The following is a 25,216-nucleotide window of genomic DNA, read 5'->3' as shown; positions in this document are numbered from 1 at the left end:
CACCAGTCGCGGCTTTTCTCATCTTCTTTCTGTTTCTTGCGGGGCGGTGACATGGACGCGCTATTACCTGAAATGATCCGGATAGCCGATATCGATACGGGCAAGCGCCTGCGCGATGTGGATCCGGCGAAGGTTGAGGCGTTGAAGCCCTCCTTCGCTGAGCTGGGTTTGCGGACGCCGATCACGGTCCGGGCAAACGACAGCAAACGCAAGGGCGCATCGCCTTACATTTTGTCGGCGGGTGCCCACCGGGTGGCTGCTGCGCTTGCCATAGGCTGGGAGGAAATCTCGGCATTTGTGCGAAAAGAAAGCGCGCTCGATGCCGAGCTTTGGGAGATCGACGAGAATCTTGCCCGTGCCGAACTGACGCCAGCTGATCGCGCCATGTTTGTTTTCCGGCGCAAGGAACTTTACCTCCTGAAATACCCGGAAACGGGACACGGTGGCGACCGCAAATCAAGCGGCCAAGTTGGCCACTTGGTCGACCGGTCGGAACGCAAGAGCTTTGTAGCCGCCACAGCAGAGCTGACGGGAAAGCCGGAACGAAGCATTCGACGTGATGCCGAGCGCGGCGAGAAGATCTGCAAGGCGGCGCTCGACAAGCTGCGGGGCACCCGGCTCGATAATGGAGTTACGCTGGATCGCCTCAAGGCTCTGCCGTCGGATGTTGCGCAAATTGCGTGGGTCGAGGGTGCGCTGGCGGAAGAAAAGCGCATCAAAGTCGAGAACAAGAGCATTCGCGCCCAGCAACAGAAGGTGCGCCACGCTGTCAGACTTACGGAAATGGCACTGACCGCCGAGCGCGGTAAGGCGACGGCACCGGCAAAGCTGGATCGGCTCTATCCGGTGTATTATGCAGATCCGGCATGGAAATTTCAGGTTCATTCGGAAGTGACAGGGCGCGAAAAGAGTGCCGAGAATCACTATCCGACGATGACCACCGACGAAATTGTCGCCCAGATGGTGGAGCTGATCGGTGGTAGTCATCCTGCTGTACTGTTCCTTTGGGCTACAAATCCGATGTTGCTGGATTCGCTTCGGGTTATGCAGGCTTGCGGCTTCACCTATGTGCATCACTGGGTTTGGGACAAGGTCGATATCGGCACCGGCTATTGGGGCAGGGACCGGCATGAACTACTGCTGATCGGACGGCGCGGCGAGGTCGCGTGTCCGTTGCCGGAAATGCTGCCGCCGACGGTCTATGTCGAAAAGAAGGGCGAACACTCCGCCAAGCCGGAGTATTTCGCCGAGCAGATCGAGAAATTTTATCCGGATCTCCCAAAGCTGGAATTGAACGCGCGCCGCAAGCGCCCCGGCTGGGATGTATGGGGATATGAAGTCGATGGGAGGGCTGAATAATGCCCGCTTATCGATCCTCTGCAGAGGGTGAAATTCGTGACGCTGTTGTGGCCTTTTTGCGCCAGCATCGACCAGACGCGCGCATCATCCACGAAATTAATGCCTCTTTTGGCGGAAACCGCATTGATGTGATGGCAGTAGACCGTGCTGAAATCATCGCGGTTGAAATCAAGTCGGCCAAAGACAAGCTTGATCGGCTCGATAGCCAGATGAACGCTATGCAGCGCGTCTCGCATCATGCGCTCGCCGTGTTGCACGAGAAATTCCTCGTTGAATATCCGACCAATATGCATGCAGCCCATTTCGAGCGGGACGGCGCATATTTTCGGTACGATTGGCCAGAACATTATAAACATGCCAGCAATATTTGGTGCTACCCGCAAAAATCGCGGGCTATGAACAGGGGCTATGACTGGCTTGATAAATGGAAAACCCCTCAGCAAGCGCATTTTGCTCCACTGCCTGACACCGCGCTTCAAATTCTCTGGCACGAGGAATTGCGCGATCTGTGCAATTTGTTGGCCATTCCGGTCGGAAAGCGCCCCACAAACGCGAGCATGATTAATGCCTTGCGATGGCTTGCCAATGGGAGAGATTTAACGCGCGGCATTTGCTGGACTTTGCGCGCTCGTGCTTGCATCGAAGCTGATCCAGCAATCATTGTACCGTTGGGCGAGGCAGCATGAGTGACACGATGCTACCCATTCTGCGCGCAATGCACGATGCTGGCACAGACGCCGAGCGCGCTGAGATCCTTTTGCTCTGCCCGATAGCCATCATGTTGAAATACAGATCGGTTCTGGAAAGTTCGTGTGAACGGCACGGCTTCTCGGCAGGGGCCGAATATCTCGCTTGTTTCTATGCTGCCATGCATCAGACGCGCCACAGGGGAAGCCTGAAAGGTGCAGCGCTCAAGCATGCCGAGGGGCAGTTGCTGCTCATCGCGGGTCAGGCGACGCCATGAGTGCAGAGGCTGTAGAACTCCGAAAAATTCGGGACCGGTTTAGAGCGCTTGATGGTGCCCGCTGGCAGCTTTGCTGTGTCGACAACAGGACGTTTGTCGAAGCTAAAACTCGTAATGGCGAGTTGATCGAAATTGCGGGTTTTCATCCCGTAGCAACGCCGGATGAAATCGATTTTCTGGTCAACGCGCCGGATATGGTCGGGTTTTTGCTGGGGCTTGTCGACCGCGCAATTGCGGCATCACGTAAGTCCGCGCCGATCCAGCAAAAGCAGCGTGTTTCGAAGGACTTCGCGGCGGAAGCTGCCATGAAATGCGATCAGGCTTCCTTCCGGATCTATCTGGAAGAACGGCACGGCGCTGAGGGGCCTCTGACGGCAGATGCTGCCGCAGATGCATTGCGCGCCGTCCTGCGGATCAAATCAAGAAAAGAACTGAATAGCGATGCCGCTGCAGCAGATCGGTGGGGCGATTTGCGCGCCGATTTTGAGGCGTGGCTGAGGGTGGGGTAATGACGACAAATTCTGGCACGATAAAACCGTTGCGCGTTCTCGTGGCTTGTGAGTTTTCCGGCACCGTACGCAATGCGTTCCTCGACGCGGGACATGATGCATGGTCGTGCGATCTTCTACCTGCTGAGGACAGGACAAACCGGCATATTGTCGGTGATGCGCGGGATCTGCTCCATGATGGCTGGGATCTGTTGATTGTTGCGCATCCTCCATGCACGCGGCTTTGCAATTCCGGCGTTCGCTGGCTGACGGTGCCCCCGCGTGGCAAGACGGTCGAGCAGATCTGGCGCGAGCTGGATGAGGCGGCAGAGCTGTTTTCAACGTTCTGGAACGCTCCCATTCACCGCGTTTGCGTCGAAAATCCTGTCATGCACAAGCATGCAAAATCGCGCATCACAAACTATGCGCCGCCTGCCCAAAGCGTCCATCCTTGGCAATTTGGCCATGGTGAGGTCAAGCGCACCTGCTTCTGGCTGCGTAACCTTCCGCCGTTGACAGCGACCGACATCGTCGAGGGCAGGGAGGCGCGCGTGCATCGTATGGCGCCAGGTCCTGACCGTTGGCGCGAGCGCAGCCGGTTTTTCACAGGCATTGCAGCCGCTATGGCTGACCAGTGGGGGCGTTTGCCTGCCGCTGAGTATCTGGAGGCAGCACAATGAGCATCGCTGTCATGTCGCGCCTGTTCAAGGCGCAACTTGGATCTCCCAGCCGCAAGATGCTCGCGATCCGTCTGGCAGATTTCGCGGACGATGACGGGCGCGGGATCTGGCCTACAGTTGGACGGCTTGCGCTTGAAACGGAGCTATCCGAGCGCACGGTGCAGCGTCTTCTGCGCGACTTCGTCGATGAAGGGTTGCTGATCGTCGTGGCCGAGGGCGGCGGGCGACCGGGGCAGGCCACGCGGTACGATTTCGATATGCGGGCATTGGACAATTTGCAGGCGGGAAAACCTGCTGTCGACGGGTGTCATGGTGTCACGGGTGTCACGGTGTCACCCGTGACAACGGAAGCACCGACGGGTGACATTGACGACGCCGACGGGTGTCACGGTGTCACCCAAACCGTAATAGAACCATTAGATAAACCATTAGGTGAGAGAGCGCGCGAGAATGAGGACGATGGAAGGGAAAGCCGGAAATCTGTCGAGCGTTCGTTCAAGCGTGGTTTCCATGGTTGGCCTACGGCGATTTCCGATAGCGAGCCTGAGGCTTTCCGCGTCTGGCTGTCTCTGACGCCAGAGGAACGTCAAGCCGCAGTCGACGAGGCTGCGCGCTACGTCGAGGCTGCAAAGGCGACGGGCCGGAAGCTGGTTTGCTCCTATGCGGTTTATCTTCGCGAAAGACGCTGGGAGAAGCTGCCAGCCAAGGCGACGGTAGAGCAGACCGGATCTGCGCAGGCAGCGCCTTTGGGCAAGATGTGGGGTGCAAGGGTCTATGAGCTTTTGCTGAACGGCCCCACCCGTGTTGTTGGCCTGACCCAGATCGAACGTGGCTTGGTGGAGAGTGGGCGCTATTCCGAGGAATATCTGCTGCACGACAAGCAGGCCAAGCAGGGCTTTCCAGCAGTGAATGAGCTTTTCGAGCGCGCAGCCGGTGGGCGCGGTGCGCTTGTTCCAGCTCGCCTGCAGGCGATTAAGGATTTGCTCGTGCAGGTTCGCGTTGGCGGCGACGAATGGAAGGCGTGGGCCGATTTTCACAGCCAGCAGGGTTGGCCATGGTTCCCGGATCCCGGAAACGCCGAGTGGGCATATTTCCCGGCTGGTGGGCCGGAGGGTTTGAACGGTTTCGAAATCGCACTGAGGGGATTGGGTGAAAATGATGGCAATTGACGCAAAGCAGATTGCAGATGCTATCACCAGACAGCCGACATTCGAGCAGGCTTGCGCTATCGACAAGGTGCTGGCTGAGCGTCGCAGGGTCGCTCGAATGAGGGCGGCGGCTGCGAATCGCGTGGGCGATGATTCTCCTTGGCTGGTGCTACAGGTGGTGTCAGGACGCGAACTTTCGGTGCGGGAAGCGCTCGAAAAAGAAAATATCGAAGTACTTGTCCCCATGAAAATGGGGCCGGTGCTTCGTCGACAGCATCGAGTCATTCCGGCCAAGCAGCAGCCCGTCATGAATGGTTACGTGCTTGTACGCTGTGCAGTTTTGAACGAATGCCTTGCCGGTCTGTTGAGTTTCGATCACGTCGTTTCGATCCTTGGTGGATATGAAGCGCCATTTCTGGTCAGTGCCGAAAAGGTATATCTTTTCAAAGCGAAAGCCGAAGATGGTAAATATGATTACGAGCATTTTCACCGGAAGTTTATCGGGGTGAAATGGGCACGTGTGGCCGACGGTCCTTTTGCCGGTTGCCGTGCAGAACTGGTTTCGGGTGGAACAAAAGGCAACGGTCTGGTTGTGATTGAGGTTTCGATTATGGGCAGGCCAGTGGCTATGACCGTGCCTATTGCAATTCTCGAACCTTTGTGAGCGTAATCTGCTCACGGGATGATCCGGTATGAATAGTGAACCTCGATACACGGTAAAACGTGGGGACTAGTTCCTGAGGTGGTCGCGCTCGGACCCCGCCCTGACCGCCAGAATGGCAGGCATCGATTCAGGGCCAGTGCGTAAGCTATGTCCAGACTTCACCGAACGATGAGCGCCGCAAGGCGCTCTTTTCGTTTGTACTAAGGATAAACGGTTTTGTTGAAAGGCCGCGCCAATGATCAGAACTATCGACAATCGACTGTTTGTCCTGATCGCAGTGCTGCTGGTGGCTTTCGCGCTGAGTGGATGCGCAAAGCATTTCTGCACGATGGATGACTATCTCAGCAGCAGTGCTTGCAAGTGACGTGGATTTGCTACCATGGCAACGATTACGGCCAAGTGGGCTGACGAACACCTCTCGTTATTCGGATCGAGGATAGCGGTTCTCAATTCGCGCTTTCCGACGGTGCTGCCACGTATCGTCAATCAGGTGGGCAACCGGGCAAAGACGCAGGTTATTCGAAATCTGACCAGGCAAACGGGACTGGCTCGCAAGACTATCGTCAAAGCGGTCGGGGATCCGGGCGTTGCTCGACCGGGCAAGCTTTCCTACGAAATGGTGACGCGAGGCGGCGATATTCGTCTGAAATATCTTTCGCCTCGCGAGTTACGCGCAGGCGTTTCCGCAAAGCCATTCGGGCAGCGGAAGTTGTTCGCGGGATCATTTCTGAAAGGCGGACGCTTTCCCGGTCGCGTCAACGTTCCAAAGTTTTACGGTCATGCTTTCCATAGGCTGAACAAGTCTGGAACCAAGATCACCTACACCCGGTCGGGCGTTTTCATCCCGATGGAAATGACCAAGGGTGCAACCAGATCGGCGTTTGAGAGAACAGCAGCACCTTTGCTGCAACAGCGTGTCGACGCTGCGCTCAAGAAGCTGGTGCCTTAGGAGATCGGACGAGTGAACGCTTCGACCGGTGAGCGGGTCGAGGGGGCGGGCGCACCCGACCGACCGACCCTGACCCCATCCCCCCTCCATTGGGTCCTTTTCCGGGCCTATCACCGGAGCGGGTGAGCGCGACTGCGGGATTTCGGTCTCTGCGAATTTTTACAGGGGGATTCCACCGCCCTTTGAATGGAATCGGAATCACATGGCCAAAGGGTATTCAGACGAGCTGCGCCAGCAGGTCATAGCCTTCATTGAGGAAGGCCATACCGTCCGGCAGGCAGCGGAAAAGTTCAGTGTCAGCCCCAGCTTTGCTGCCAAATCGCACAAGAAGCACGTCGATCAGGCCGCGCAGCCGCTTTTGCCGGAGCAAGAGCCGCTTGAGGATGACGAACAGCCTGAAAACGATGCCGAGATAACAGCGGCGGATCTCGCAGAGATCCTGGGCGTTTCGAAGCGGGCAATATCCGATTACGTCGAGCGTGGAATCATCGTGAAGACAGGTCGGAATCGCTTCGACCTGCGCAAGTCCGTCCAGCTCTATTGCGAGCACCTGCGCGGGATCGCGGCAGGTCGAGGCGGTGACAATGTTGATACGCTCGCAACAGAACGCGCGAGACTGGCGCGAGAGCAGGCAGACCAGGCAGCATTGCGCAATGCTGCAATGCGCAAGGAACTGGTCCCGATTGCCGAGGTTCGCAATGAATGGGTTTCGATAGCCCGACGGGTCCGAAACGTGATGATGGCGGTTCCATCCAGATGCCGCCAGATGCTGCCCCACCTAACCACTTTCGATGTCGACCTGATCGACGAGGAAATTCGCACGGCACTTACAGAGCTTGGTGAAAAGGACGATGACGACGGCTCTGGCGATCTTGCGGCGGGCGGTGTGGGAAGCCCTGACGCCGCCACCGAAACTGAAGCTCTCGGATTGGATTGAGCAGACAGTTTATCTCCCAGAGGGTGTGTCGTCCCTCACTGGTCGTGTCAGGCTCTGGCCACCGCAGCGCGAGATTGCAGACGCTATCGGCGACAGTGCGATTGAGCGTGTCACACTGGTGAAGCCGGTGCGCGTCGGCTTCACGACGCTTCTGACAAGCGCGATGGCCAGTTTCTGTTCGAACGATCCGTCGCCGATCCTTTCGCTCCTGCCGACTGAGGCCGACTGCCGCGACTATATGGTTTCGGATGTCGAGCCGATCTTTGATGCCTCGCCAGCGCTCAACGGATTGTTGACCGGCGATGTCGATGAAGGCGGCAGAAACACTCTGCTTTCCCGGCGCTTTCCAGGCGGCTTTCTGAAAGTCATTGCGGCAAAGGCACCGCGCAACTTGCGCCGCCATAATGTGCGCATCCTGTTTATCGATGAGGCAGACGGCATGTCGGCGACCAAGGAAGGGTCGCCGATCCTGCTCGCAGAGCGCCGCACCCTGTCGTTTGCGGATCGCAAGATCGTAATGGGGTCGACGCCGGTTTATGAGGAAACCAGCCATGTGCTGCAATCCTATGAACAGTCTGACAAGCGAATTTATGAGGTGCCTTGCCCTGAGTGCGGGCACTTCCACGAGATCCAGTGGTCCGACATTCAATGGCCGGAAGGTGAGCCGGAGAAAGCTTACTATGTCTGCCGGGAATGCGGCTCGGTTATCGATGAGCGCCATAAACCCGGCATGGTTGCGAATGGTCGCTGGCGGGCACTGAAACCGGAAGTAAAGGACCATGCAGGGTTTCGGATGAACGCCCTGATTTCCCTACTACCGAATGCGTCATGGGGGCGATTGGCGAAAGAGTTTGTCGGCGCGAAGAATGATCCGTCGAAGCTTCAAACGTTCATCAACACGATCCTCGCGCAAGGCTGGAAGGAAAACACCGACGAGCTGGATGATATCGAGCTTGCAAGCCGCGCCGAAGATTTCAGCCTGGTTGCGGAAACTCCAGACGATGACGATGCGACGGCCACGACCGGCATTCCTGTTCAGGTTCTCATCATCACCGCAGGCGTTGACGTGCAGGATGATCGGTTGGAAATCACCTTCATAGGTTGGGACAAAGAGGGGATTCCTTACGCCCTCGGACATGAGGTGATTTGGGGTCGATACGACGATCACGCGACCTGGTCTGAATTGGATGTTGCGCTCGGCACGCAATGGGATCATCCGCTCGGCGGCAAGATCAAGGTCGATGCCACCTGCATCGATAGCTCGGACGGCGAAACGATGGAAACTGTCTATCGTTATGCTTTCCCACGGTTCCGCAGGCGCGTGTTTGCGATCAAGGGTGTGGGCGGCAACCGGCCCTGGATTGAGAAATCCAAATCGACTGTAAAGGGTGGCAAGCTGTTCATCGTCGGTGTCGACGGCATCAAGAGCCACATTTTCGGTCGGCTGGCGCGTGCGAGTTCCATGCGTTTTTCGAAATCTCTGCCTGATGTCTGGTTTGAGCAGCTCGTGGGCGAGCAACTGGTAGTCAAATATTCGCGCGGACAAACGGTCCGGCAATTCGTTCCGGTGCCAGGGCGACGACACGAGGCTCTCGACTGCACGGTTTATGCCTTCGCCGCTCGCCAGATGGTGAATGCGAACTGGGCTCACCGCGAGGGTGAGTTGTCGACGCCGCCGGAAATCAAACCAGCTTCGAAGTTACCAGAAATTGCATCTTCGGATTGGCTTTAACCAGAATGCAACGGCTCGACGTATGGGCCACCTGTTTGGAGAACGACAATGTTCGGCAAATTATTGCGTGCTGCATACGACACGGCAACTCTACCGGTCGCAGTTGCTGCTGATTTCGCGACGATGGGCGGCGCTCTCACTGATCGAGATGAGCCATACACAGTCGAGAAAGCAAAGCGGATCGTCGATGACGTGCTGACCGCTGGCGATGATCTTGCGGAGTGATAGGCGCGATGGCTTCGATAGACGACCAGATCGCAGCGCTTGAGGAAGCAATTCTTGCCGGCGCAAAAAAAGTCATATTCCACTCAGGCGGCACCCGCCGTGAGGTGGAATATCATTCCTTGAAAGACATGCGGGAAGCGCTTGCGGATCTTCGGGCCCGTAAATCACGCGGCCCTCGCACTATTCTGGCGGCGTTAGACTAATGGGCATTGGGAACATTCTTGATAAGGCCATCGGCTACGTGTCGCCGGAGGCGGGGCTGCGTCGTGTCCGTCACCGCGCTGCAATGGAAATTGTCCAGCGCAGCTATTCCGGTGCGGAAACCAATCGCCTGAAATCAGGCCGTCGCGCAAAGTCGACATCGGCAGATGCCGAGATCGCTCGCGCCGGTCGCAAGCTTCGCGACCGTATGCGGGATCTGGTCCGCAACAATCCCTATGCGGCGAAAGCTGTCTCCGAGCTGGTCAGCCATGCCATCGGCGACGGCATTATCCCGCGCTCGAAGAACAAGGAAGCAATCAAACTGTTCCAGGAATGGAGCAAGGTTTGCGATGCTGATGGCGATCTCGACTTCAACGGCATCGTTGCCCTGACGGTTCGAGAGATGTTTGAAAGCGGTGACGGTATTGTACGTCGCCGCCGCCGCAGGTTGGAAGATGGATTGCCGGTTCCGCTGCAGCTGCAGGTGATTGAATCGGATCTGCTCGATAGTACCAAGGAAGGGGTGTTATCTGGCGGCGGCAAGGCAATTCAGGGGATCGAGTTCGATGCGATAGGCCGCAAGCGCGCCTATTGGATGTTCGGGTCTCACCCCGGAAACAGCTTTTTTGACCCGCAATCGACCATCGTTTCGAAGCCCGTTCCGGCAGCTGATATTGCGCATGTCTTCGAAAAACAGCGCACGCAAGTCAGGGGCGTTCCATGGGGGACGCCAGCAATGGACGATACATTCGACCTTGCCGAGTATGAGCAGTCAGAGCTTGTCAGAAAGCGCCTCGAGTCCTGCATTGTCGGAGTAATGACCGGCGGTGACATTGACGACACGATAGGGTTGCCGCTGACCGGCAAGGATGGCGAAGCCACAACACCGGGCATTTACAACGTGCACGGGCAGCGTGTCGAAAAGTTCACGCCGGGAATGTTCTACAATGCGGTCGGCGGTCGAGATATGAAATTCTCTCAGCCTGCCGTAACCGACAGCTACGATCCTTATAAAGTTTCGATGCTGCATACGATCTCAGCTGGTTGGCGCGTTCCCTATGCCCTGATGACGGGTCGCCTCGACAAGGTCAATTACTCGTCGAGCAAGATCGGTCTGGAAGGCTTTCGGCGCATGATCTCAATGCTGCAATGGCAGGTCATCATACCGATGCTGTTGCAGCCGATGTGGGACTGGTTCTGTGAAGCTGCCTATCTCGCCGGGAAGATCAGTACTCCGACAGTGGCGGTTGAATGGTCGCCGCCGCGTTTCTACTCGGCGGACCCGCTGAAAGATGTGAACGCCAGGATCAAGGAAGTTCGCGCCGGTTTCCGCTCACTCTCATCGGCAATCGCCGAGACCGGTGAAAACACTGATGACGTTCTGGACGAAATCCAGTCGGACAATGCCAAGCTCGACAAGCGCGGTATTATCCTTGACAGCGACCCGCGCCGCATATCGCAGGCCGGTCAGGTTCAACAACCTGTTGATACCGACGATCCTCCTGAGAAGGACGAAAACGATGACGAAACTTAACCTGCGCAAGATGCCGGACAGTCTGCCGATGCAGATGCAGGAGGTCCGGTTGCTTCCTTCCGGTGTCGATGCTGAAACGCGCACGCTGGATCTGGTATGGACTACCGGCGCACCGGTTCGCCGTCGCCGTTATGTCGGTTGGGATACGGTTCCTTTCGATGAGATTCTGCTTGTCAGCGACAAGGCAATCGACCTGTCGCGGATGAATGCAGGTGCGCCGGTTCTGGATAGTCATTCTGTCTGGTCGACCTTTTCGCAGGTCGCGGTTGTCGAACGGGCGTGGGTTGATGGCGGTGAAGGTAAAGCGAAGATCCGGTTCCCAAAAGCCGGGATCGACGAGCGCGCCGACCGCATGTTCGGCTTGGTCTCCGATGGCATTATCAAGAACGTGTCTGTCGGCTATTCCATTGACAAGATCCGTATTGAGGAAGCCCAGAAAAAGGGCGATGTCGAAAAGGTGTTCGTCGAGCGTTGGACGCCGAATGAAATTTCGTTCGTGACGGTTCCGGCAGATCCCGGCGCTCAGGTTCGCAATCACGCAGATACGTTCCCGCTCATGATCGACCGAAAATCGGTCTCGACGTTTGCGGCCTCAGCGCGAATGAGAATGGCCGAAGCCGTCCGCCGCCTCGCCTAATCCAGCAATCATCAAATTCCAGTTTGCCGCCTGCAATTCTCCGGGGTTGCAGGGCGACGGCGCTTGTTTTGCCCGGTACATAGAAGGAAACGCACACCATGAAAAAGGGTGCTTACATTTTCGCGACCGTCGCCGCATTTTTCTGCGTCGGTCTGGCTATGGCGTTGTTCGCCGCAGATCCATCGCATGCAGCATCCCTCGATTATCGTGCTTTCGTACAGCCTGACGGAATGCACCTGATCGGTGCCAACGTTGCCTTGCTGGGCCTGCGTTCGAAGCTGAAAGAAATTACTGGCCGTGCGGAAGCTACTCGCGCCCGTATTACCGATGATCTCGATGAAGATGCGGTTCGGGCAATCGAGCAGGAACATGCGGACATCTTGGCTGAAGCCGATCAGGTCCGAGCTGAACTTACCCGGATGGAAAACGAACAGCGCAACGCGCCGACTGTTGATCCGTCCGTTCGAGCCGCAGTCGACGAGGCGGTGAGTGCCGAGCGTGAGAGATCCAGCACTATTGAGGATCTGGCTACGCGTTCCGGTTTTCCGGATCTCGGTCGAGAGCATGTTCGCTCCGGTACGCCGGTCGAGCAGTTCCGCAGCCTGCTTCTCGATCACATGGTCTCGAATGAGCGCCAGAGCCCGACTGACAGCCGTGTGCGTGTCGATGTGGTTCACGATGAGGCGGTCACTCGTCGCTCAGCCCAGATCGAGGCGCTGGCATACGGCCTTGGTGCACCGACGCCGCAGGCTGGTCCGTCCGCTGCCGCTCGCCAATATATGGGCATGGGCCTCGTCGATCTGGCTGCAGAGAGTGTCAACTATCGCGGTCGTCGCATGATGAATGCCCGCGACATCGACGATGTGTTTACGCGCGCGTCGCATTCGACCTCGGATTTCCCGGCGATATTCGAAGGTGCCGTCAACCGGACGCTCGAACAGCGCTATGCGCTTGCCCAGCCGACATTCAAGCGATTCGCACGCAAGCGAAATTTCCGTGATTTCCGTCCCGATACCACCGTCAAGGTCGGTGATTTCCCGCTTCTGAAAAAGGTGCTGGAAAACGGCGAGATCAAATACGGCTCGTTCGGTGAAGGCAAGGAACAAGTGCAGGCGTATAGCTATGCCATCGCGCTCAATATCAGCCGCCAGATGTTGATCAACGACGATCTGGGTGCGATCTCCGAGCTTCTGACCAGTTATGGTGCGTCGGTGGCGCTGTTCGAGGAAGTCACTTTCTATGCGGGTGCCTTCAATGGAAACCTTGCTGACGGAAAGCCGGTCTTCCATGCAGAGCATAAGAACCTTGCCACCACGGCTGCTGCCATCACCGTCGACAGTGTCGGACTTGGTCGCACGGCCATGGGTAAGCAGGAAAGCAAGGATGGAAATCCGTTGCTGTCCAACTCGCCGCGCATCATGCTTGTCGGGCCGGATAAGCTGACCGAAGCTGAAAAGCTTCTGACCTCGATCACGCCTGCGACAGTTGCGAATGTCAACATTTTCTCTGGCAGGCTTGAGCTGATCGAAAGCACCCAGATCAAGGGTAATGCCTGGCATCTGTTCTCTGACCCGGCAGCAGGCTCGAACTATCGCTGGGGCTATCTGGAAGGCTACGAGGCACCGCGCGTGCGCATGGATGAGCCGTTCGGGCGTCAAGGTTTCAGCATGTCGGTTGAACATGACTTCGGCTGTGGCGCGACCGACTATCGCTTTGGCTACAAGAACGCCGGGGCCTGATCAACTGCTGGCGGGTCGATTGACCCGCCATCCTTTCCGTTCTGATCCTTCATAAGGAAAAACTCCCATGAAAAACTATATTCAGCCCGGTGACAGCGTCACCGTTCCGGCTCCAGCTGACGTGAAGTCTGGCGACCTGGTTGTTGTCGGCGATCTGTTCGGCGTTGCCCAGTTCTCTGCCAAAGCTGGCGAAGATGTGGAAATCGCTACCAAGGGCGTCTTCGCCTTGCCGAAGGTTTCCGCGCAAGCGTGGGCCGTTGGTGCCAAGGTCTATTACGTTGCCGCTGACAAGAATATCTCGACGGCAGCATCCGGCAATACCTTCATCGGTCACGCCACCGAAGCGGCAGCAAACTCGTCCGAGTTCGGCGCGGTGCGTCTTTCGGTGTAAGCGACATGGCGAACTGGCGAAAACTGGAAGCTATGGTCGATCAAAAGATGACGCGTAGCTACGGCGAGTCGGTTCGCCTGTCCTTCCTGAAAGGGCAGGTCGCCGATCCTGACCGACAGATGATCGAGATCAATGCTCTCCTGCATGTCGGCGGTGACGACTCGCGCGCTCCCGGTCCTACCGGGACTTATCGATCTCGCCTATCGCTTGGCGAGGCGGAACTGTTTCTGGATCGTTCATCGTATTTCGGTCCTGATCCGAAAGTTGGCGACAAGGTCCGCGCGAATGATCGGGCGGGAAAACCCTGGTTTGAAGTCGCCGCAGTATCGGATCGATATAGCAATCTCATCGTCGTGAAACTGGGGCAGATCTGATGTCAATAGGTCGAATTGCACTGCGTATCGCGACAATTGGGGCGCTTAACGGTGCGACCTCGGTCGGTTCCAATGTTCTCGACAGTGAAATTGGTTCGATTGACGTCGGCGCGGACGGAAGCCTCCGCACCGATCAGGAGAAGCCCTTTATATCGGTCTATACCGACGGATCGAAGGCGGAAGATCTGAGCGGCGCGCGACGGCTCTGGCAGAACGGACTTACTGAACTTTTGATTGAAACCGGCGTCGCAGCGTCGATGGTCGAAACCAATCAGGAAACAGGTGAAAGCACGATCATTCCGGGAATACCCGCAACTGACTCAGCCTTCGAATTGTTTCTCGATGTTGTCGATAGGCAATCAATCGCCGCATTGATGGATCCCGAGAATCCATGGGCCGAGATTTGGCGCACACTTGTTCGCGATGTCGTGAAAGTCGAGCGCAGGCGAACAGCTGATGCCGAAACTGGCACCCGTATGGCAGCGCATCAGCAAAGCATCACCTGTGATTTGTTGCCGGATCCGGTTTTCGGCGAGCCGATTGCAGCGACCTCTGTATGGCAGAAACTGCTCGATCAGATGGAAGCGGTCCAGCATCCGTATTTGCAGAAACTGCAAGAACTGATGGGCCTGACCGTCACCCAGCTGAATTCCATCGATCAGCGCCGACGGTTCGGTTTCACGCTGGATGAGGCGAGGGCGCTTTGCGATGTGCCGCCGCTGGCAGCGGAAGCGACCGAACCTGACATTACGCGGGTCGATTTCGAGAAAATCTGATGGCTGACAATCTCCCTGATATTCTGGTCGAGCTGCACCGTCGACTGTTCGAGGTCGAGCGCCGTCTGGCCAATCATCGTCGAACCGGCGTGATTGATGAGATCGACCATGGGAAGGGTGTTGCCCGCGTTAAAATCGAGGGCGGCGAGCAACCGTTCCGAACCGGCTGGATCCCGTGGAAGGAAATCGCAGCGGGCGGGATATCGACCCATATCCCGCCAACGGTCGGACAGCAGGTTGATGTCATGTCGGAAAGCGGTGACCTGACTGACGCCGTCATCGATTTCTCGACGCACTCGAATGCAAATCCGCGCCCGCACGACGGGCCGGACGCGGTGATCGTCAAGGGCGGTGTCCGCTTTTTCATCAGCGACGACACTGTCACGATTGATGCGGCGAATATCACTTTTACAGCCTCCAACGGAAACCTTGCCTGATGCCACTGATCGTTCGTCTCGGTGATACCTCCAGTCATGGCGGCACCGTAATTTCGTCAGCCGACAAGTGGATCTGCGAGGGAAAGCTCATCGCCAGAAAAGGCGATTTGCATTCCTGCCCCATTCCCGGTCACGGCGTCACGCCGATTGTATCGGGATCATCAAAATTCATTTGCGAAGGCGATCCCGTGGCGCGAACCGGCGACACAACCGGTTGCGGCGCAAGTCTCATTTCTGGCGCGACCAAGTGGTCGTGCGACTGACCAAAGGAGAAAAGGCGATGAAAGTCATCGTGAAGGAAAGCGGCTTTTACGGCGGCACCTATTACATAGCCAAAGCTGCCGAGCAGGAAATGCCGGATGCCGTCGCCAAACAATTTATGGCTCCCTACGGTCATCAGCTGGAAAAGCCGTCTGAACGGCAAAAGGCTGTGCGCCCGGTCAAGGAATAGGCCATGTCGTCGCTCGGCTTTTCGAATGTGGACGGTTCACTGCTGGCGGGCTTTGACCATGTTCGGCAGTCGATTGAGGTTATCCTGACAACGCCGGTTGGATCTCGCGTGATGCGTCGGGACTTCGGTTCCGAGCTGATGGGCCTGATCGATAGACCGATGAATGACCGCGTCATTCTCGGCATCTATTCAGCCTGCGCCATGGCGATTGCGAAATGGGAGCCACGCTTTGCGGTAACCGGCATAAACATTGGCGATCTGAACGAACAGGGCGTCATCGAACTCCAGATACGCGGTGTCTATTACCCGAACGGTCACAAGGGTGATTTTTCAGTGACCGAAGGTGAGGCCTCCATGAACATCACAATAGCAAGGACTATGTCATGAGCCGCTTTGTTGCGCCGAACCTGGCTGACCTTGGCGATGTTCCAAGTGTCGTCGCAGTGGATTTCGAGGAAATCAAAAGCTCACGCGACGAATACCTGATTGCCGCGCTGGAGCGGTTCGGCGTTTCTTACGATGTTGAGAAGCTGGAAACCGATCCCATGGTGATCGCTTTTTCGGAAGGCGGTGGCTATCAGGAAATGAAGTTTCGCCAGCGGGTCAATGAAGCTATCCGCGCCTTGTCTCTGGCAACCGCCATCGGCGGCGACCTTGACCATATCGCAGCGACCTATGCCGGTATCTCGCGTCTTGTCTACGACAATGCTGAGGATGATCAGCCGGAAAATTCGCAATGGGATCCGGTTCTGGGGAAGTGGGTCGAACTGGATGATATATTCCGCGCCCGCATCCTGCTCGCCTTTGAAGCGTTTTCGACCGCAGGGCCGGAAGGTGCATATGCCTTTCATGCTCTGGAGCTGGATGGAAAGCGGGATATCGCCGATGTCGCGGTCTATTCCGAGGAAGATGCTGCGACCTATACGAATGGACTTCATGCAGATGCCTATTCAATGGGGCTGATCCCGAACCCGTTTGCCGGTCGGGCTACCGGCGATCCGGTGCTGGCACCTGAAATTCTCGTCGTAATTCTTCCGACGGTTACCTACGGCCCTACAGATCAAACGTTGTTGAACCGGGCGTTCGAGGCGGTGACGCCGAAGGACGTTCGGCCAATTGGTGACAATGTCCGCATTGAGCCTGCGACGGTTACGGCCTACGATATCGAGGTTACGCTTTATTATGCTCCCGGTGTCGACGTGTCGGCGATGGCGGCGGAAGCGAAAAAGCGACTGACTGCATATGCCGCGTCTCGCCGTCGTATCGGTTTGGCCGTGCAGCGCGAGGTTATCGGCGGTCGTGCAGCGGTCGACGACAACGTCACTGTTGAGGTGGTTTCGCCTGTGGCTGATATCGAGCCGGGTTCGAAAGGTGTCGGACAAGTCGGCACAATCACGGTCAATACGGTTCAAACGCAAGGATCGTGGCAATGACGCCAGGTGAAGCAATTGACGCCGTTGCAGATCTCGCACGTTCCATTCTTCCTGCGCGTTCTTCGTCACTCACTGTCGCATTGCTCGCTGCTGAACTGGCGCGAATTGCGACGGTTGATCCCACCGTCATTGCGACGATCTGGAATCCTGCCACGTGCCCGAAGGTTCTGTTGCCATATCTGGCCATGGGGGTGTCGGTTGATGTCTGGTCGGCTGATTGGCCTGAGGCGCAACAGCGCCGGGTCATTGCGGCTTCACCTATGGTGCATCGTCTCAAGGGTACGCGTGGTGCGGTTGAGCGGGCGCTGGCAGCGTTTGAGTTGGAAACCCGCATTGTCGAGTGGTGGGAGGATAGTTCAAGGCGCGGGACGTTCCGGGTCGAGATCCTTTATCGCAATGGTAGTCCGGTTTTTGACCTGGAAGCGCAGGCAGCGGCAATTGCATCGGTTGATGCTGCCAAGCCGAAATCGCGTGTGTTTGGAACACGTGCAGTCATTCAGGCTCGTGGCACGATCTACATCGGTGCATTTCCCCGAACTAATCTGACCGCAATTGCCCATCCGTTCGCGTTCGACCCGCCCGTATTAAGGGCATCCAGTTATATTGCCGGTGCACCTTGCGCCTTCATATCGGCAACTGCTCATTACAAGGTTTAAGACTATGGCTCAAAACACGTTCGCTTTGATGACGAACCTTGGTCGCGCGAAGGAAGCGGCGGCGCTTGCCAACGGTACTTCCGTTGTCATTACCCACATCGCAATTGGTGACGGCACAACCGTTCCGTCGGGCGGCGAAACTGCGCTTTACCATGAAGTTGCACGCAAGGCGATTTCGGGACATGGCACTGTGGTGGGTGCATCGAATGTGGCGTACTTCGATATTTTTCTGGAGGCTGCGGAAGGTCCTTACACAATTCGGGAAGCGGGCCTGATTGATCAGGATGGCGATCTAATTGCCATCGCTCGCTACGATCCTCCAATCAGTAAACCAATCCCGTCGAGCGGGCAGACGGTCGAGGGTACTATTCGTCTGGAGGTGGCATTCTCGAATATTTCTGCAATCACTATTGTTGTCGACCCTGCATTCAAGGTGGCGATGCAACGTTTAAACCGGTTGCCTTGGCTTCCGGTCATTGCGATGACGCAGCCTACCCCCCCAGCTACTCCCGCTATCGGGGATGTTTATCTGGTGCCAGACGGTGCCACAGGTGCATGGGCGGGACAGGCGGGGAAAATAGCGGAATATACTGCAGCGGGCTGGGGGCTAGCAAGCCCCGCAGATGGTCATGGTATCAGTCTACCAGACGGTCGAATTTTCGAGCGTATTGCCGGGACTTATATTGAAAAAGTTGCAATCGACGCGCAGTCAGGCAAATGGAATTCGGCCCCTGCTAGCGGAACTGCAAATGCCCTCACTGCGGTGTTAGCGCCCGCTATCTCATCCTATAAGAACGGTCTGCTGGCGCGCCTTGCAATTCAGGTAACGAACACTGGGCCTGCAACCCTTGATGCTGGAGCGGGTGCAAAGCCCATCGTCCGGTTTGGTGGTTCACCGCTGAAAAAGGGTGACTTGCCTGCGGGCAGTGTTGCCGATTTCATTTTCAATGCAGCATCCAATGCGTGGCAATTGGTGACTATTCCCAGCGCAATCGGCGGTGTCGCCGCCTATGCGACCGCAGGCACCTACACGTTCGTTGTCCCAGCGGGCGTTTATAATATCAAAAGAGTGCGCGTGTGGGGTGCTGGCGGCGGCGGTGGTGGCTGCTCGTCCACGACACAAACCGGGGCTGGCGGCGGTGGTGGCAGCGGCGCTTACGGTGAAAAGATCGATATTCCAGTCACTCCGGGTGCGAGCATAATTGTTACTGTTGGTGCCGGTGGCGCACCTGGACCGGCAGGTAATACCGGAGGGAACGGCGGCACTTCGTCATTCGGTACATATCTGGCCGTCTTGGGCGGTGGCGGCGCGGGAGGAAGCTATGGCGGAATGGGTCCGTTTGGAGCAGGTGCAAATACCCCAACGAATGCCGATGTTGGCATAGCGGGGAATAACGGCACAGAAGGTGTTCAGGCGGGGGGCACATATTTTGCGGGTGTCGGCGCGGGCGCGCCTTTGGGCAGCGGAGGGACATCACAACGAATTTTGACCACGGGAAGGCCCGGACTGTTCCCCGGCGGTGGCGGCGGCGGCGCTGCTGGCTCGACTGCGATTGGCGGTGAAGGTGCGCCTGGCTTTATCATTGTGGAGTATTGAAATGCCAAATTTCGCAAGAATTGAAAATGGTGTTGTCGCGGAAATAATCGAGCCGGTTGAAGGGATTGATCTTGACCGGCGCTTTCCGCCCGACTTTGTTGCCGCACTGGTTCAATGCGACGATGATGTGCAATGTGGATGGGTTTATGGCGAAGGCGATTTCCTAATGCCACAACCTACCCCGGAAGACTTGTCATCCTTAAAGAGCGCATTGAAACAGGGGGTCGACGCGTGGGCTGAAACAGAGCGCCTGAAATACATCACGCCCGGTGAAGGTCAGGCGATGACCTATCAGCAGAAGGTTGTCGAAGCACGGGCGTTCAAAATTGCGAGCAGCCCAAAAGCTGCCGACTATCCGGTGCTGTCGTCAGAAGTGGGGATTACTGCAGAAACGCTTTCCGAGGTAGCCGATGTTGTCCTTGCTGCCTTTTCACTTTGGCAGCAGATTGGTGCTGCAATTGAAGCCGTGCGCCTCGGTGCCAAACGCGATATTGACGCCGCCGCTAATGAAGCGGCTGCGCGAGCCATTGTTGATGCGATTGAGTGGCCGCAACCGGCGCTCTGATTTTTCCTGAAAACCTGACCCGCTGAGGTCTTAATCCAAGGAGTGCCGCTATGGCATCTGTGTCCTTTCACCACGGCACGCGTGTATTCGAAAGTGCCGAAACCCCGCTTCTGGTACGCATGGCGCGCACTGCCGTCATCGGGCTTATTGGCACTGCGCCGAATGCGGACGTACTTGCGTTCCCGCTGAATAAGCCGGTGCAGATCCTGCGCCCGCAGGATGCAGCAACTCTCGGCGATGCCGGTACGCTGAAAAACGCTATCGACAGCATTTTCGACCAGGTCGGCTGTCCGATCATCGTGGTTCGGGTTGAGGAAGGCGAAACGACCGCCGAAACCTGGTCGAACCTGATCGGCGACCAGACTGCCTTTACCGGCGTCCATGCATTCCGGCGCGCATCGTCGGACGGTCTCTATAAGCCTAAGTTGCTTATTGCGCCCGGCTTCACCCAGACCTCGCCAGCCGACGGCATTGCCTCGATCAATGTGACCGCAGGCGGCACCGGCTACGATGCTGACACGACAACTGTTGCGGTTACGGGCACTGGATCGGGTGCAGTCGCAGAAGCTGTTGTTGCCGAAGGCGCGATCACTGCGATTATCGTCCGCAAGGCTGGCTACGGCTATACCGGAACACCGGGGGTTACGATCACTGGCAAGGCTGGATCCAAGGACGCAACCGCAACCGCCAATATCGGTTCTGTTATGAACCCGGTTGTTGCCGAACTGATGGGTGTGGCGGAAAAGCTGAAAGCCGTTGCTTATGTCGACGGGCCGGACACGACCGATCAGGCTGCAGTGCAGTATCGTGGGCTGATCAATTCGGGGCGGATCGCGATCTGCGATCCGAAAGTCTTGAAATACGACACGGAACTTGATGCCAATGTTCCGGCTCCATCCTCGCCGATCTTCGCCGCCAAGCAGGCGAAAATGGACCTGGAGCAAGGCTTCTGGTGGTCCGGTTCGAATGTCGGTATCTCCGGCATTGTCGGCGTCAACCGTCCTATCGAATATGGCGACCAGTCGAACTACCTCAATGAAAACCGGGTCAATACTATCGTCAATATCGATAATACCGGCTTCCGGCTCTGGGGTGTCTGGACATGCGCGGCAGAACTTCTCTGGCAATTCATTTCTGTGCGGCGCACTGCTGACGCGATCAATGAAGCGCTGGAAAAGGCATATCTCGAATTTGTCGACAAGCCGTTCTCCCGCGCCAATCTGAAATTCATGGTCGAGGGCGGGCGCGCTTTCCTCCGACAGATGGAAGCCGAAGGCGCAATCCTGCCTGGTCATGATTGTTGGTTGCTGGACACGAACACTGACAACGATATGGCGCAAGGCATCATCAAGCTTGGTGTGAAGTTCGAACCGCCTGCACCGATGGTTGATATCCGTATTACGGCATATCGCAATATCGCCAGCTATACGCTGCTGCTCAATCAGGTTGCGCAGGAAATCACTTCCGGATCGGCTGGCTAACGGCCAGCCCATCCCGCTCCAATTCTCCCACTTCAACGTCATTAAGGGGTTAGGCTCATGTCTGACATGCCGCGTTATATCCTGCGGAACTGCACCATTTTTGCAGACCGCGTTTCGAAGATCGGGCAGGCAAGCGAGATCACGCTGCCAGTGCCGACGGAAAAGGTCGAGGAACTGCGCAACGCCGGTATGGTGCTGCCGATTGATATCCCGATGGGTTATGAAAAACTGGAGGCAAGTTTCAAGCTCTCCGGCTTTGATCCTCAGGTTATCACGTTGTTCGGCCTGGAAGTCGGTTCCGAGCGCGAGTTCATGGTGACCGGTGCGCTCGTGCACGAGGATGGCAGCGTCGTCAACGCAACTGCCTATATTCGCGGTCGCCTCATTAAGAACGATCATGGTGCCTGGAAGCCGGGTGACATGGCCGAAAACGATTTCTCGATCACGCTTCGCTACTACAAGCTGGAAGTCGAAGGGGCGACCCTGATCGAAATGACGCCGTTTGATGTGTCCATCGGAGGCACGTCGCGCACGCAATCCATCCGCAGCGCGCTGCTGGCATAATCAGCGTAGTTTCAAGGACACGACAACATGACCGATAAAAACACAGTCTTGCTTTCCAAGTCTTATAAGCTTGGTGGCACGAATACCAACCAGATTGAGTTTCGCGAGCCTAAGCTGGCAGACCTAATCGCCGTCGAAAACGTGGCCAAAGGCGGAGGCAACAATCAGGTTATGGCGCTGATGATTGCCCAGCTATCCGGATCCACCTATCCGGAGGTGGCCGAATTCAGCGTGACCGACTACGAGCGTTGCACAAAGGTGGTGTCGCCTTTTTTGCGGCAGGGCACCTCGGATGGCGACGCCTGACAATCTGGCTTAGCCAGAACCTTTACACCCCGATATCGACGTTTCTGGAAATGACGCCGCAGGAAGTCTTGTTGTGGCGTGATGAGGCCGTCGATCTGATGAAAGCAAAGAGATAATAATGGCTGTTCTGAGTTCAAAGCTGGTTGTTTCACTTGTCGATCAGATCACCGGTCCCGCTCGCGGTGTTGCTGCTGCGCTCGACGGTCTCAACCGTCGTGCCAGCAGAACCACGTCCGCGATCATGGGGGCGGGCGGCGGCTTTTCCGTCGGGGCGTTGGCTCGTAATCTCGTCGCCATCGGGGCCGGTTATGTCGGTGTTCGTGAAGGTATCGGCGGAACGGTCGGCGCAGCTATGAAATTCGAGGAAGCTTTCGCCGATGTCCGCAAGGTCGTCGACGGCACACCTGCGCAATTGTCCGTCGTTCGATCCGAGATCCTCGGACTATCGAAGGAACTCCCGGTAACTGCCGATGGGCTTGCCTCGATCTATGCTGCTGCCGGTCAGTCTGGTGTCGCCTTGCAGGAACTGACAAAGTTCTCTGAAATGGCGGCAAAAGTCAGTGTTGCATGGGACACGTCGCAGGGGGAAACCGGTGATGCGCTAGCAAAGATCAAGACCCAGCTTGGCTTTAACGTCGACCAGATCGGTTTACACGCTGACGCCATCAATCACCTCGCAAACAATACCGCCTCGGCTGCTCGCGACCTCGTGGAGTTTGACAAGCGCGTTGCTGCGACCGGCAAGATGTTTGGCTTCTCCGATACCCAGACGCTCGCTTTCGGTGCCTCAATGATTTCGGCGGGTGCTGAGGCGGAAGTTGCGGCAACTTCGTTCCGCAATATGGGGCGAGCGCTGACGAAAGGCGAGCAGGCTACAAAGTCGCAGCGTTTGGCATTTGCAAAGCTTGGCCTCGATTCCGTAAAGGTATCGAAGAACATGCAGAAAGATGCGCTCAAGACCACGTTGAACGTGATCGAGCGGATCCAGCAGCTTCCGAAAGATCAGCATATCAGCATCGCTTCTGCCTTGTTCGGCGATGAGGCGCGGGCGCTCATGCCGATCATTGCCGATACGAAAGAGCTGCGCCGCGAGCTTGCGATGATCGGCACTGAGTCGAACTACAGCGGATCTGCGTTTCAGGAATACATGGTTCGCGCCGAAACGACTGCGAACGCTTTGCAGCTGCTTGGGAACAAGATCAAGGCTTATGGCATTGGCGTTGGTGACAGCTGGTTGCCTACGATCAAGGATATGAGCCTTGGTATCGGCGATGTACTGGACACGCTGGATAAGCGTGTGGGCGTCATCGACAAGATCGAAATGGCCGTCAAGGGTCTGATGAGCGGTTTCGGTTATGGGGGCGAGGGCGGAACGCGCCAGCTGATCAACGATCTCGGTGACCTCCTGTTCGGCAAGGCATTTGAGGGCGACGGCACACAGGTCGATCAGCGCATGATTGATCTGGCCAGGCTTTCGAATAATTTCCGCAAGATCGGGCTCGATCTTAAAGCCTTCGCAAAGGATATCAGTGAGGGCAATATTCTGGGTGCTGCCGGTAATATTTCGGAAGCTCTCAGCAAGATGTCTGGCTCTGCTACCGTTATAAGCGCACTCGGCATTGCTGCCACGGGCGCAGCCATGCTGACCATGGGGCGAGGCATCACACGACTTGCGTTCTCTCCATTTGGCCGGATTGGGTTGGCCGCTGCTACCGCAATCACACTGATTGATGCTGTAAAAGGTGCAAACAGCATTGGCGAGTTTGCAGATAACCTGACGAAGTTGTCGCTTGTGGATTGGGTGACAATTGGCGCAGGCCTTTTGGCCGTTGCAGGGCCATTGCTCGAATTGAGGAACTTGATTGCAGGAACAGCTGCTGCAGGTGCGGCTTCTACTGTCGCTGGCGGTGGAACTGCAGCAGCGGGTGGAGCGAGTGCGGGATGGCTTAGCCGTATTTTGGGATCTGGCGGCGGGACGGGTGGTATGGTCGCTCGCGGCGGCTTATGGGGGCTTGTCGCCTACGGGGTCTATAAGGGCTTGGAAGCAAAGGGACCGTCGGATCCGCGATACATTGACCCGGAGTTTTTTGTAGAGAAATCGAATGAACAAAAGGTCAAAGCTGGATCTGGTGTCGGACAGATAGTGCCCGCAGCGCCGTTGCCTAATCAGCCTGCGCAAACTGCGCCACAGCCTTTTAGCCTCGGAGCTATTTGGGATGCTCTGACAGCACCGTCGCCGACTGCCGGTATTGGCAAAGGTCCGACGGACGTTTCCATTGTCGACACTCCATCTGTATCGATCTCAAATCCGGTCCAGACAATGCCGAGCGGAACGCAAGATGTGCGGGTTACCAATCCGCAACCTCCGCAAATCAACAATTATATCACTCTCAATGCCCAGACTGGAGCCACCGCAGCCGAGCTGCGCGGCGAAATGGAGCGATTGCTGGTGGGTAAGATTACGTCAGCTTCGAACGGTGCGTTTTCGGATGGGGGAATGTAATGGCAATTCCAATGTGTCTAGGGCCGTTTATGTTTCATTCCTTACGTTTTGGCTACAAAGGGTTGAGGCGTGATCTATCGACCCGATGGGCTGATGTTAGCACTGTCGGCGGTTTGAACCGCCTGCAGTGGACTGGCGGCGATGATGATCGCACGACAATTGAAGGAGTGTTGTTCCCCCATGAGTTCGGCGGATTGGCTGCGCTTGAAGGCCTTCGCGGGGCGGCTGTTGCCGGAACTGTATTGCCGCTTATTACACTAGCCGGGAATGTCTACGGTATGCATGTGATCGAAGGTATTAGTGAAGATCAATCGTATCATACTGCGCTAGGACAGCCGCGAATGGATGTTTTTCGCATCCAGCTTAAGCGCTACAGCGGTGGCAGCTTCTCGCCGATTTCAGTTATTCAGTCACTATTCGGGTGA

At 56.7% G+C, this 25,216-nt stretch carries 32 protein-coding genes; all 32 read left to right on the top strand.

The window, feature by feature from the left end:
• Positions 1–51 precede the first annotated feature (51 nt).
• The 32 genes from J9800_RS03565 (at position 52) to J9800_RS03415 (ending at position 25,216) form a co-directional block, all read left to right on the top strand.
• The gene (locus J9800_RS03565; RefSeq protein WP_210845507.1) at positions 52–1,359 is read left to right on the top strand and encodes an MT-A70 family methyltransferase; all 1,308 of its coding nucleotides are present in this window, start codon (positions 52–54) and stop codon (positions 1,357–1,359) included.
• A complete protein-coding gene (locus J9800_RS03560) occupies positions 1,359–2,045 on the top strand; it encodes an NERD domain-containing protein (RefSeq protein WP_210845505.1) in 687 nt (228 codons plus the stop codon). The genes J9800_RS03565 and J9800_RS03560 overlap by 1 nt, the downstream gene beginning before the upstream one ends.
• Positions 2,042–2,323: a hypothetical protein gene (locus J9800_RS03555; protein WP_210845503.1), complete on the top strand. Its 282-nt coding sequence runs from the start codon at positions 2,042–2,044 to the stop codon at positions 2,321–2,323. The genes J9800_RS03560 and J9800_RS03555 overlap by 4 nt, the downstream gene beginning before the upstream one ends.
• Positions 2,320–2,832 carry a hypothetical protein gene (locus J9800_RS03550; RefSeq protein ID WP_210845501.1) on the top strand — a complete coding sequence of 171 codons (513 nt, stop codon included), beginning with the start codon at positions 2,320–2,322 and terminating at the stop codon, positions 2,830–2,832. The genes J9800_RS03555 and J9800_RS03550 overlap by 4 nt, the downstream gene beginning before the upstream one ends.
• Positions 2,832–3,491: a hypothetical protein gene (locus tag J9800_RS03545; RefSeq protein WP_210845500.1), complete on the top strand. Its 660-nt coding sequence runs from the start codon at positions 2,832–2,834 to the stop codon at positions 3,489–3,491. The genes J9800_RS03550 and J9800_RS03545 overlap by 1 nt, the downstream gene beginning before the upstream one ends.
• Complete coding sequence (locus tag J9800_RS03540; protein ID WP_113368273.1) at positions 3,488–4,660, top strand: helix-turn-helix domain-containing protein; 1,173 nt, start codon at positions 3,488–3,490, stop codon at positions 4,658–4,660. Before J9800_RS03545 ends, J9800_RS03540 begins: the two co-directional genes overlap by 4 nt.
• Positions 4,647–5,303 carry a transcription termination/antitermination protein NusG gene (gene nusG / locus J9800_RS03535; protein ID WP_210845498.1) on the top strand — a complete coding sequence of 219 codons (657 nt, stop codon included), beginning with the start codon at positions 4,647–4,649 and terminating at the stop codon, positions 5,301–5,303. The genes J9800_RS03540 and nusG overlap by 14 nt, the downstream gene beginning before the upstream one ends.
• 235 nt (positions 5,304–5,538) lie before the next feature.
• Positions 5,539–5,667 (top strand): hypothetical protein, encoded by a 129-nt coding sequence (locus J9800_RS22005; RefSeq protein WP_286191478.1) that lies wholly within the window; start codon positions 5,539–5,541, stop codon positions 5,665–5,667.
• 15 nt (positions 5,668–5,682) lie between these two features.
• On the top strand, positions 5,683–6,252 hold the full coding sequence (locus J9800_RS03530) for a hypothetical protein (RefSeq protein WP_210845496.1): 570 nt from the start codon (positions 5,683–5,685) through the stop codon (positions 6,250–6,252).
• 202 nt (positions 6,253–6,454) lie between these two features.
• Positions 6,455–7,189: a terminase small subunit gene (locus J9800_RS03525; protein ID WP_210845493.1), complete on the top strand. Its 735-nt coding sequence runs from the start codon at positions 6,455–6,457 to the stop codon at positions 7,187–7,189.
• On the top strand, positions 7,104–8,921 hold the full coding sequence (locus tag J9800_RS03520; protein ID WP_210845491.1) for a phage terminase large subunit family protein: 1,818 nt from the start codon (positions 7,104–7,106) through the stop codon (positions 8,919–8,921). The genes J9800_RS03525 and J9800_RS03520 overlap by 86 nt, the downstream gene beginning before the upstream one ends.
• Positions 8,922–8,969: 48 nt before the next feature.
• Positions 8,970–9,146, top strand: a complete 177-nt coding sequence (locus tag J9800_RS03515; protein ID WP_210845489.1) for a hypothetical protein — start codon at positions 8,970–8,972, stop codon at positions 9,144–9,146.
• 8 nt (positions 9,147–9,154) lie between these two features.
• Entirely contained in the window at positions 9,155–9,349 is a 195-nt protein-coding gene (locus J9800_RS03510) for a phage head-tail joining protein (RefSeq protein WP_210845488.1), read from the top strand.
• Entirely contained in the window at positions 9,349–10,881 is a 1,533-nt protein-coding gene (locus tag J9800_RS03505; protein WP_210845486.1) for a phage portal protein, read from the top strand. The genes J9800_RS03510 and J9800_RS03505 overlap by 1 nt, the downstream gene beginning before the upstream one ends.
• Complete coding sequence (locus J9800_RS03500; RefSeq protein WP_210845484.1) at positions 10,868–11,518, top strand: HK97 family phage prohead protease; 651 nt, start codon at positions 10,868–10,870, stop codon at positions 11,516–11,518. The genes J9800_RS03505 and J9800_RS03500 overlap by 14 nt, the downstream gene beginning before the upstream one ends.
• A 98-nt stretch (positions 11,519–11,616) precedes the next feature.
• On the top strand, positions 11,617–13,257 hold the full coding sequence (locus J9800_RS03495; RefSeq protein ID WP_210845483.1) for a phage major capsid protein: 1,641 nt from the start codon (positions 11,617–11,619) through the stop codon (positions 13,255–13,257).
• A 67-nt stretch (positions 13,258–13,324) separates the two neighbouring features.
• On the top strand, positions 13,325–13,648 hold the full coding sequence (locus J9800_RS03490) for a DUF2190 family protein (protein ID WP_210845480.1): 324 nt from the start codon (positions 13,325–13,327) through the stop codon (positions 13,646–13,648).
• A gap of 5 nt (positions 13,649–13,653) precedes the next feature.
• Positions 13,654–14,022: a hypothetical protein gene (locus J9800_RS03485; protein ID WP_114215491.1), complete on the top strand. Its 369-nt coding sequence runs from the start codon at positions 13,654–13,656 to the stop codon at positions 14,020–14,022.
• The gene (locus tag J9800_RS03480) at positions 14,022–14,798 is read left to right on the top strand and encodes a hypothetical protein (protein WP_114215490.1); all 777 of its coding nucleotides are present in this window, start codon (positions 14,022–14,024) and stop codon (positions 14,796–14,798) included. Before J9800_RS03485 ends, J9800_RS03480 begins: the two co-directional genes overlap by 1 nt.
• The gene (locus J9800_RS03475; RefSeq protein WP_114215489.1) at positions 14,798–15,235 is read left to right on the top strand and encodes a phage baseplate assembly protein V; all 438 of its coding nucleotides are present in this window, start codon (positions 14,798–14,800) and stop codon (positions 15,233–15,235) included. The genes J9800_RS03480 and J9800_RS03475 overlap by 1 nt, the downstream gene beginning before the upstream one ends.
• Positions 15,235–15,498 (top strand): PAAR domain-containing protein, encoded by a 264-nt coding sequence (locus tag J9800_RS03470; RefSeq protein ID WP_151653055.1) that lies wholly within the window; start codon positions 15,235–15,237, stop codon positions 15,496–15,498. The genes J9800_RS03475 and J9800_RS03470 overlap by 1 nt, the downstream gene beginning before the upstream one ends.
• 17 nt (positions 15,499–15,515) lie before the next feature.
• Positions 15,516–15,686 carry a hypothetical protein gene (locus J9800_RS03465; protein ID WP_162707460.1) on the top strand — a complete coding sequence of 57 codons (171 nt, stop codon included), beginning with the start codon at positions 15,516–15,518 and terminating at the stop codon, positions 15,684–15,686.
• A gap of 3 nt (positions 15,687–15,689) precedes the next feature.
• The gene (locus J9800_RS03460; RefSeq protein ID WP_210845478.1) at positions 15,690–16,073 is read left to right on the top strand and encodes a GPW/gp25 family protein; all 384 of its coding nucleotides are present in this window, start codon (positions 15,690–15,692) and stop codon (positions 16,071–16,073) included.
• Positions 16,070–17,119 (top strand): baseplate assembly protein, encoded by a 1,050-nt coding sequence (locus J9800_RS03455; RefSeq protein ID WP_114215487.1) that lies wholly within the window; start codon positions 16,070–16,072, stop codon positions 17,117–17,119. The genes J9800_RS03460 and J9800_RS03455 overlap by 4 nt, the downstream gene beginning before the upstream one ends.
• Positions 17,116–17,775, top strand: coding sequence for a phage tail protein I (locus J9800_RS03450; protein WP_210845477.1), 660 nt, complete (start codon positions 17,116–17,118; stop codon positions 17,773–17,775). Before J9800_RS03455 ends, J9800_RS03450 begins: the two co-directional genes overlap by 4 nt.
• Positions 17,776–17,779: 4 nt before the next feature.
• The gene (locus tag J9800_RS03445; RefSeq protein ID WP_114215485.1) at positions 17,780–19,372 is read left to right on the top strand and encodes a phage tail-collar fiber domain-containing protein; all 1,593 of its coding nucleotides are present in this window, start codon (positions 17,780–17,782) and stop codon (positions 19,370–19,372) included.
• Position 19,373: 1 nt separating this feature from the next.
• Complete coding sequence (locus J9800_RS03440) at positions 19,374–19,937, top strand: hypothetical protein (protein ID WP_114215484.1); 564 nt, start codon at positions 19,374–19,376, stop codon at positions 19,935–19,937.
• Positions 19,938–19,987: 50 nt separating this feature from the next.
• Entirely contained in the window at positions 19,988–21,418 is a 1,431-nt protein-coding gene (locus J9800_RS03435) for a phage tail sheath subtilisin-like domain-containing protein (RefSeq protein WP_114215483.1), read from the top strand.
• Between the two features lie 57 nt (positions 21,419–21,475).
• The gene (locus J9800_RS03430) at positions 21,476–21,982 is read left to right on the top strand and encodes a phage major tail tube protein (protein ID WP_210845475.1); all 507 of its coding nucleotides are present in this window, start codon (positions 21,476–21,478) and stop codon (positions 21,980–21,982) included.
• A gap of 27 nt (positions 21,983–22,009) precedes the next feature.
• Positions 22,010–22,288 carry a phage tail assembly protein gene (locus tag J9800_RS03425; protein ID WP_151609880.1) on the top strand — a complete coding sequence of 93 codons (279 nt, stop codon included), beginning with the start codon at positions 22,010–22,012 and terminating at the stop codon, positions 22,286–22,288.
• Positions 22,289–22,406: 118 nt separating this feature from the next.
• A complete protein-coding gene (locus J9800_RS03420) occupies positions 22,407–24,791 on the top strand; it encodes a phage tail tape measure protein (RefSeq protein ID WP_210845473.1) in 2,385 nt (794 codons plus the stop codon).
• Positions 24,791–25,216: a phage tail protein gene (locus tag J9800_RS03415; RefSeq protein ID WP_210845472.1), complete on the top strand. Its 426-nt coding sequence runs from the start codon at positions 24,791–24,793 to the stop codon at positions 25,214–25,216. Before J9800_RS03420 ends, J9800_RS03415 begins: the two co-directional genes overlap by 1 nt.

This window comes from Ochrobactrum sp. AP1BH01-1, assembly GCF_018066705.1.
Lineage (GTDB): Bacteria > Pseudomonadota > Alphaproteobacteria > Rhizobiales > Rhizobiaceae > Brucella.
Note: the sequence above shows the minus strand (reverse complement) of the source record. Positions and strands in the feature narration are given on the sequence as shown.

What these genes read in the sequence shown, in the direction of transcription:
- J9800_RS03465 (WP_162707460.1), top strand. Translation starts at nt 15,516, where the DNA reads ATGAAAGTCATCGTGAAGGAAAGCGGCTTTTACGGCGGCACCTATTAC.
- J9800_RS03500 (WP_210845484.1), top strand. Translation starts at nt 10,868, where the DNA reads ATGACGAAACTTAACCTGCGCAAGATGCCGGACAGTCTGCCGATGCAG.
- J9800_RS03425 (WP_151609880.1), top strand. Translation starts at nt 22,010, where the DNA reads ATGACCGATAAAAACACAGTCTTGCTTTCCAAGTCTTATAAGCTTGGT.
- J9800_RS03505 (WP_210845486.1), top strand. Translation starts at nt 9,349, where the DNA reads ATGGGCATTGGGAACATTCTTGATAAGGCCATCGGCTACGTGTCGCCG.
- J9800_RS03510 (WP_210845488.1), top strand. Translation starts at nt 9,155, where the DNA reads ATGGCTTCGATAGACGACCAGATCGCAGCGCTTGAGGAAGCAATTCTT.
- J9800_RS03455 (WP_114215487.1), top strand. Translation starts at nt 16,070, where the DNA reads ATGAGCCGCTTTGTTGCGCCGAACCTGGCTGACCTTGGCGATGTTCCA.
- J9800_RS03560 (WP_210845505.1), top strand. Translation starts at nt 1,359, where the DNA reads ATGCCCGCTTATCGATCCTCTGCAGAGGGTGAAATTCGTGACGCTGTT.
- J9800_RS03470 (WP_151653055.1), top strand. Translation starts at nt 15,235, where the DNA reads ATGCCACTGATCGTTCGTCTCGGTGATACCTCCAGTCATGGCGGCACC.
- J9800_RS03520 (WP_210845491.1), top strand. Translation starts at nt 7,104, where the DNA reads ATGACGACGGCTCTGGCGATCTTGCGGCGGGCGGTGTGGGAAGCCCTG.
- J9800_RS03420 (WP_210845473.1), top strand. Translation starts at nt 22,407, where the DNA reads ATGGCTGTTCTGAGTTCAAAGCTGGTTGTTTCACTTGTCGATCAGATC.
- J9800_RS03435 (WP_114215483.1), top strand. Translation starts at nt 19,988, where the DNA reads ATGGCATCTGTGTCCTTTCACCACGGCACGCGTGTATTCGAAAGTGCC.
- J9800_RS03445 (WP_114215485.1), top strand. Translation starts at nt 17,780, where the DNA reads ATGGCTCAAAACACGTTCGCTTTGATGACGAACCTTGGTCGCGCGAAG.
- J9800_RS03555 (WP_210845503.1), top strand. Translation starts at nt 2,042, where the DNA reads ATGAGTGACACGATGCTACCCATTCTGCGCGCAATGCACGATGCTGGC.
- nusG (WP_210845498.1), top strand. Translation starts at nt 4,647, where the DNA reads ATGATGGCAATTGACGCAAAGCAGATTGCAGATGCTATCACCAGACAG.
- J9800_RS03485 (WP_114215491.1), top strand. Translation starts at nt 13,654, where the DNA reads ATGGCGAACTGGCGAAAACTGGAAGCTATGGTCGATCAAAAGATGACG.
- J9800_RS03440 (WP_114215484.1), top strand. Translation starts at nt 19,374, where the DNA reads ATGCCAAATTTCGCAAGAATTGAAAATGGTGTTGTCGCGGAAATAATC.
- J9800_RS03495 (WP_210845483.1), top strand. Translation starts at nt 11,617, where the DNA reads ATGAAAAAGGGTGCTTACATTTTCGCGACCGTCGCCGCATTTTTCTGC.
- J9800_RS03515 (WP_210845489.1), top strand. Translation starts at nt 8,970, where the DNA reads ATGTTCGGCAAATTATTGCGTGCTGCATACGACACGGCAACTCTACCG.
- J9800_RS03490 (WP_210845480.1), top strand. Translation starts at nt 13,325, where the DNA reads ATGAAAAACTATATTCAGCCCGGTGACAGCGTCACCGTTCCGGCTCCA.
- J9800_RS03430 (WP_210845475.1), top strand. Translation starts at nt 21,476, where the DNA reads ATGTCTGACATGCCGCGTTATATCCTGCGGAACTGCACCATTTTTGCA.
- J9800_RS03460 (WP_210845478.1), top strand. Translation starts at nt 15,690, where the DNA reads ATGTCGTCGCTCGGCTTTTCGAATGTGGACGGTTCACTGCTGGCGGGC.
- J9800_RS03450 (WP_210845477.1), top strand. Translation starts at nt 17,116, where the DNA reads ATGACGCCAGGTGAAGCAATTGACGCCGTTGCAGATCTCGCACGTTCC.
- J9800_RS03565 (WP_210845507.1), top strand. Translation starts at nt 52, where the DNA reads ATGGACGCGCTATTACCTGAAATGATCCGGATAGCCGATATCGATACG.
- J9800_RS03480 (WP_114215490.1), top strand. Translation starts at nt 14,022, where the DNA reads ATGTCAATAGGTCGAATTGCACTGCGTATCGCGACAATTGGGGCGCTT.
- J9800_RS03475 (WP_114215489.1), top strand. Translation starts at nt 14,798, where the DNA reads ATGGCTGACAATCTCCCTGATATTCTGGTCGAGCTGCACCGTCGACTG.
- J9800_RS03540 (WP_113368273.1), top strand. Translation starts at nt 3,488, where the DNA reads ATGAGCATCGCTGTCATGTCGCGCCTGTTCAAGGCGCAACTTGGATCT.
- J9800_RS03415 (WP_210845472.1), top strand. Translation starts at nt 24,791, where the DNA reads ATGGCAATTCCAATGTGTCTAGGGCCGTTTATGTTTCATTCCTTACGT.
- J9800_RS03525 (WP_210845493.1), top strand. Translation starts at nt 6,455, where the DNA reads ATGGCCAAAGGGTATTCAGACGAGCTGCGCCAGCAGGTCATAGCCTTC.
- J9800_RS03530 (WP_210845496.1), top strand. Translation starts at nt 5,683, where the DNA reads ATGGCAACGATTACGGCCAAGTGGGCTGACGAACACCTCTCGTTATTC.
- J9800_RS03545 (WP_210845500.1), top strand. Translation starts at nt 2,832, where the DNA reads ATGACGACAAATTCTGGCACGATAAAACCGTTGCGCGTTCTCGTGGCT.
- J9800_RS22005 (WP_286191478.1), top strand. Translation starts at nt 5,539, where the DNA reads ATGATCAGAACTATCGACAATCGACTGTTTGTCCTGATCGCAGTGCTG.
- J9800_RS03550 (WP_210845501.1), top strand. Translation starts at nt 2,320, where the DNA reads ATGAGTGCAGAGGCTGTAGAACTCCGAAAAATTCGGGACCGGTTTAGA.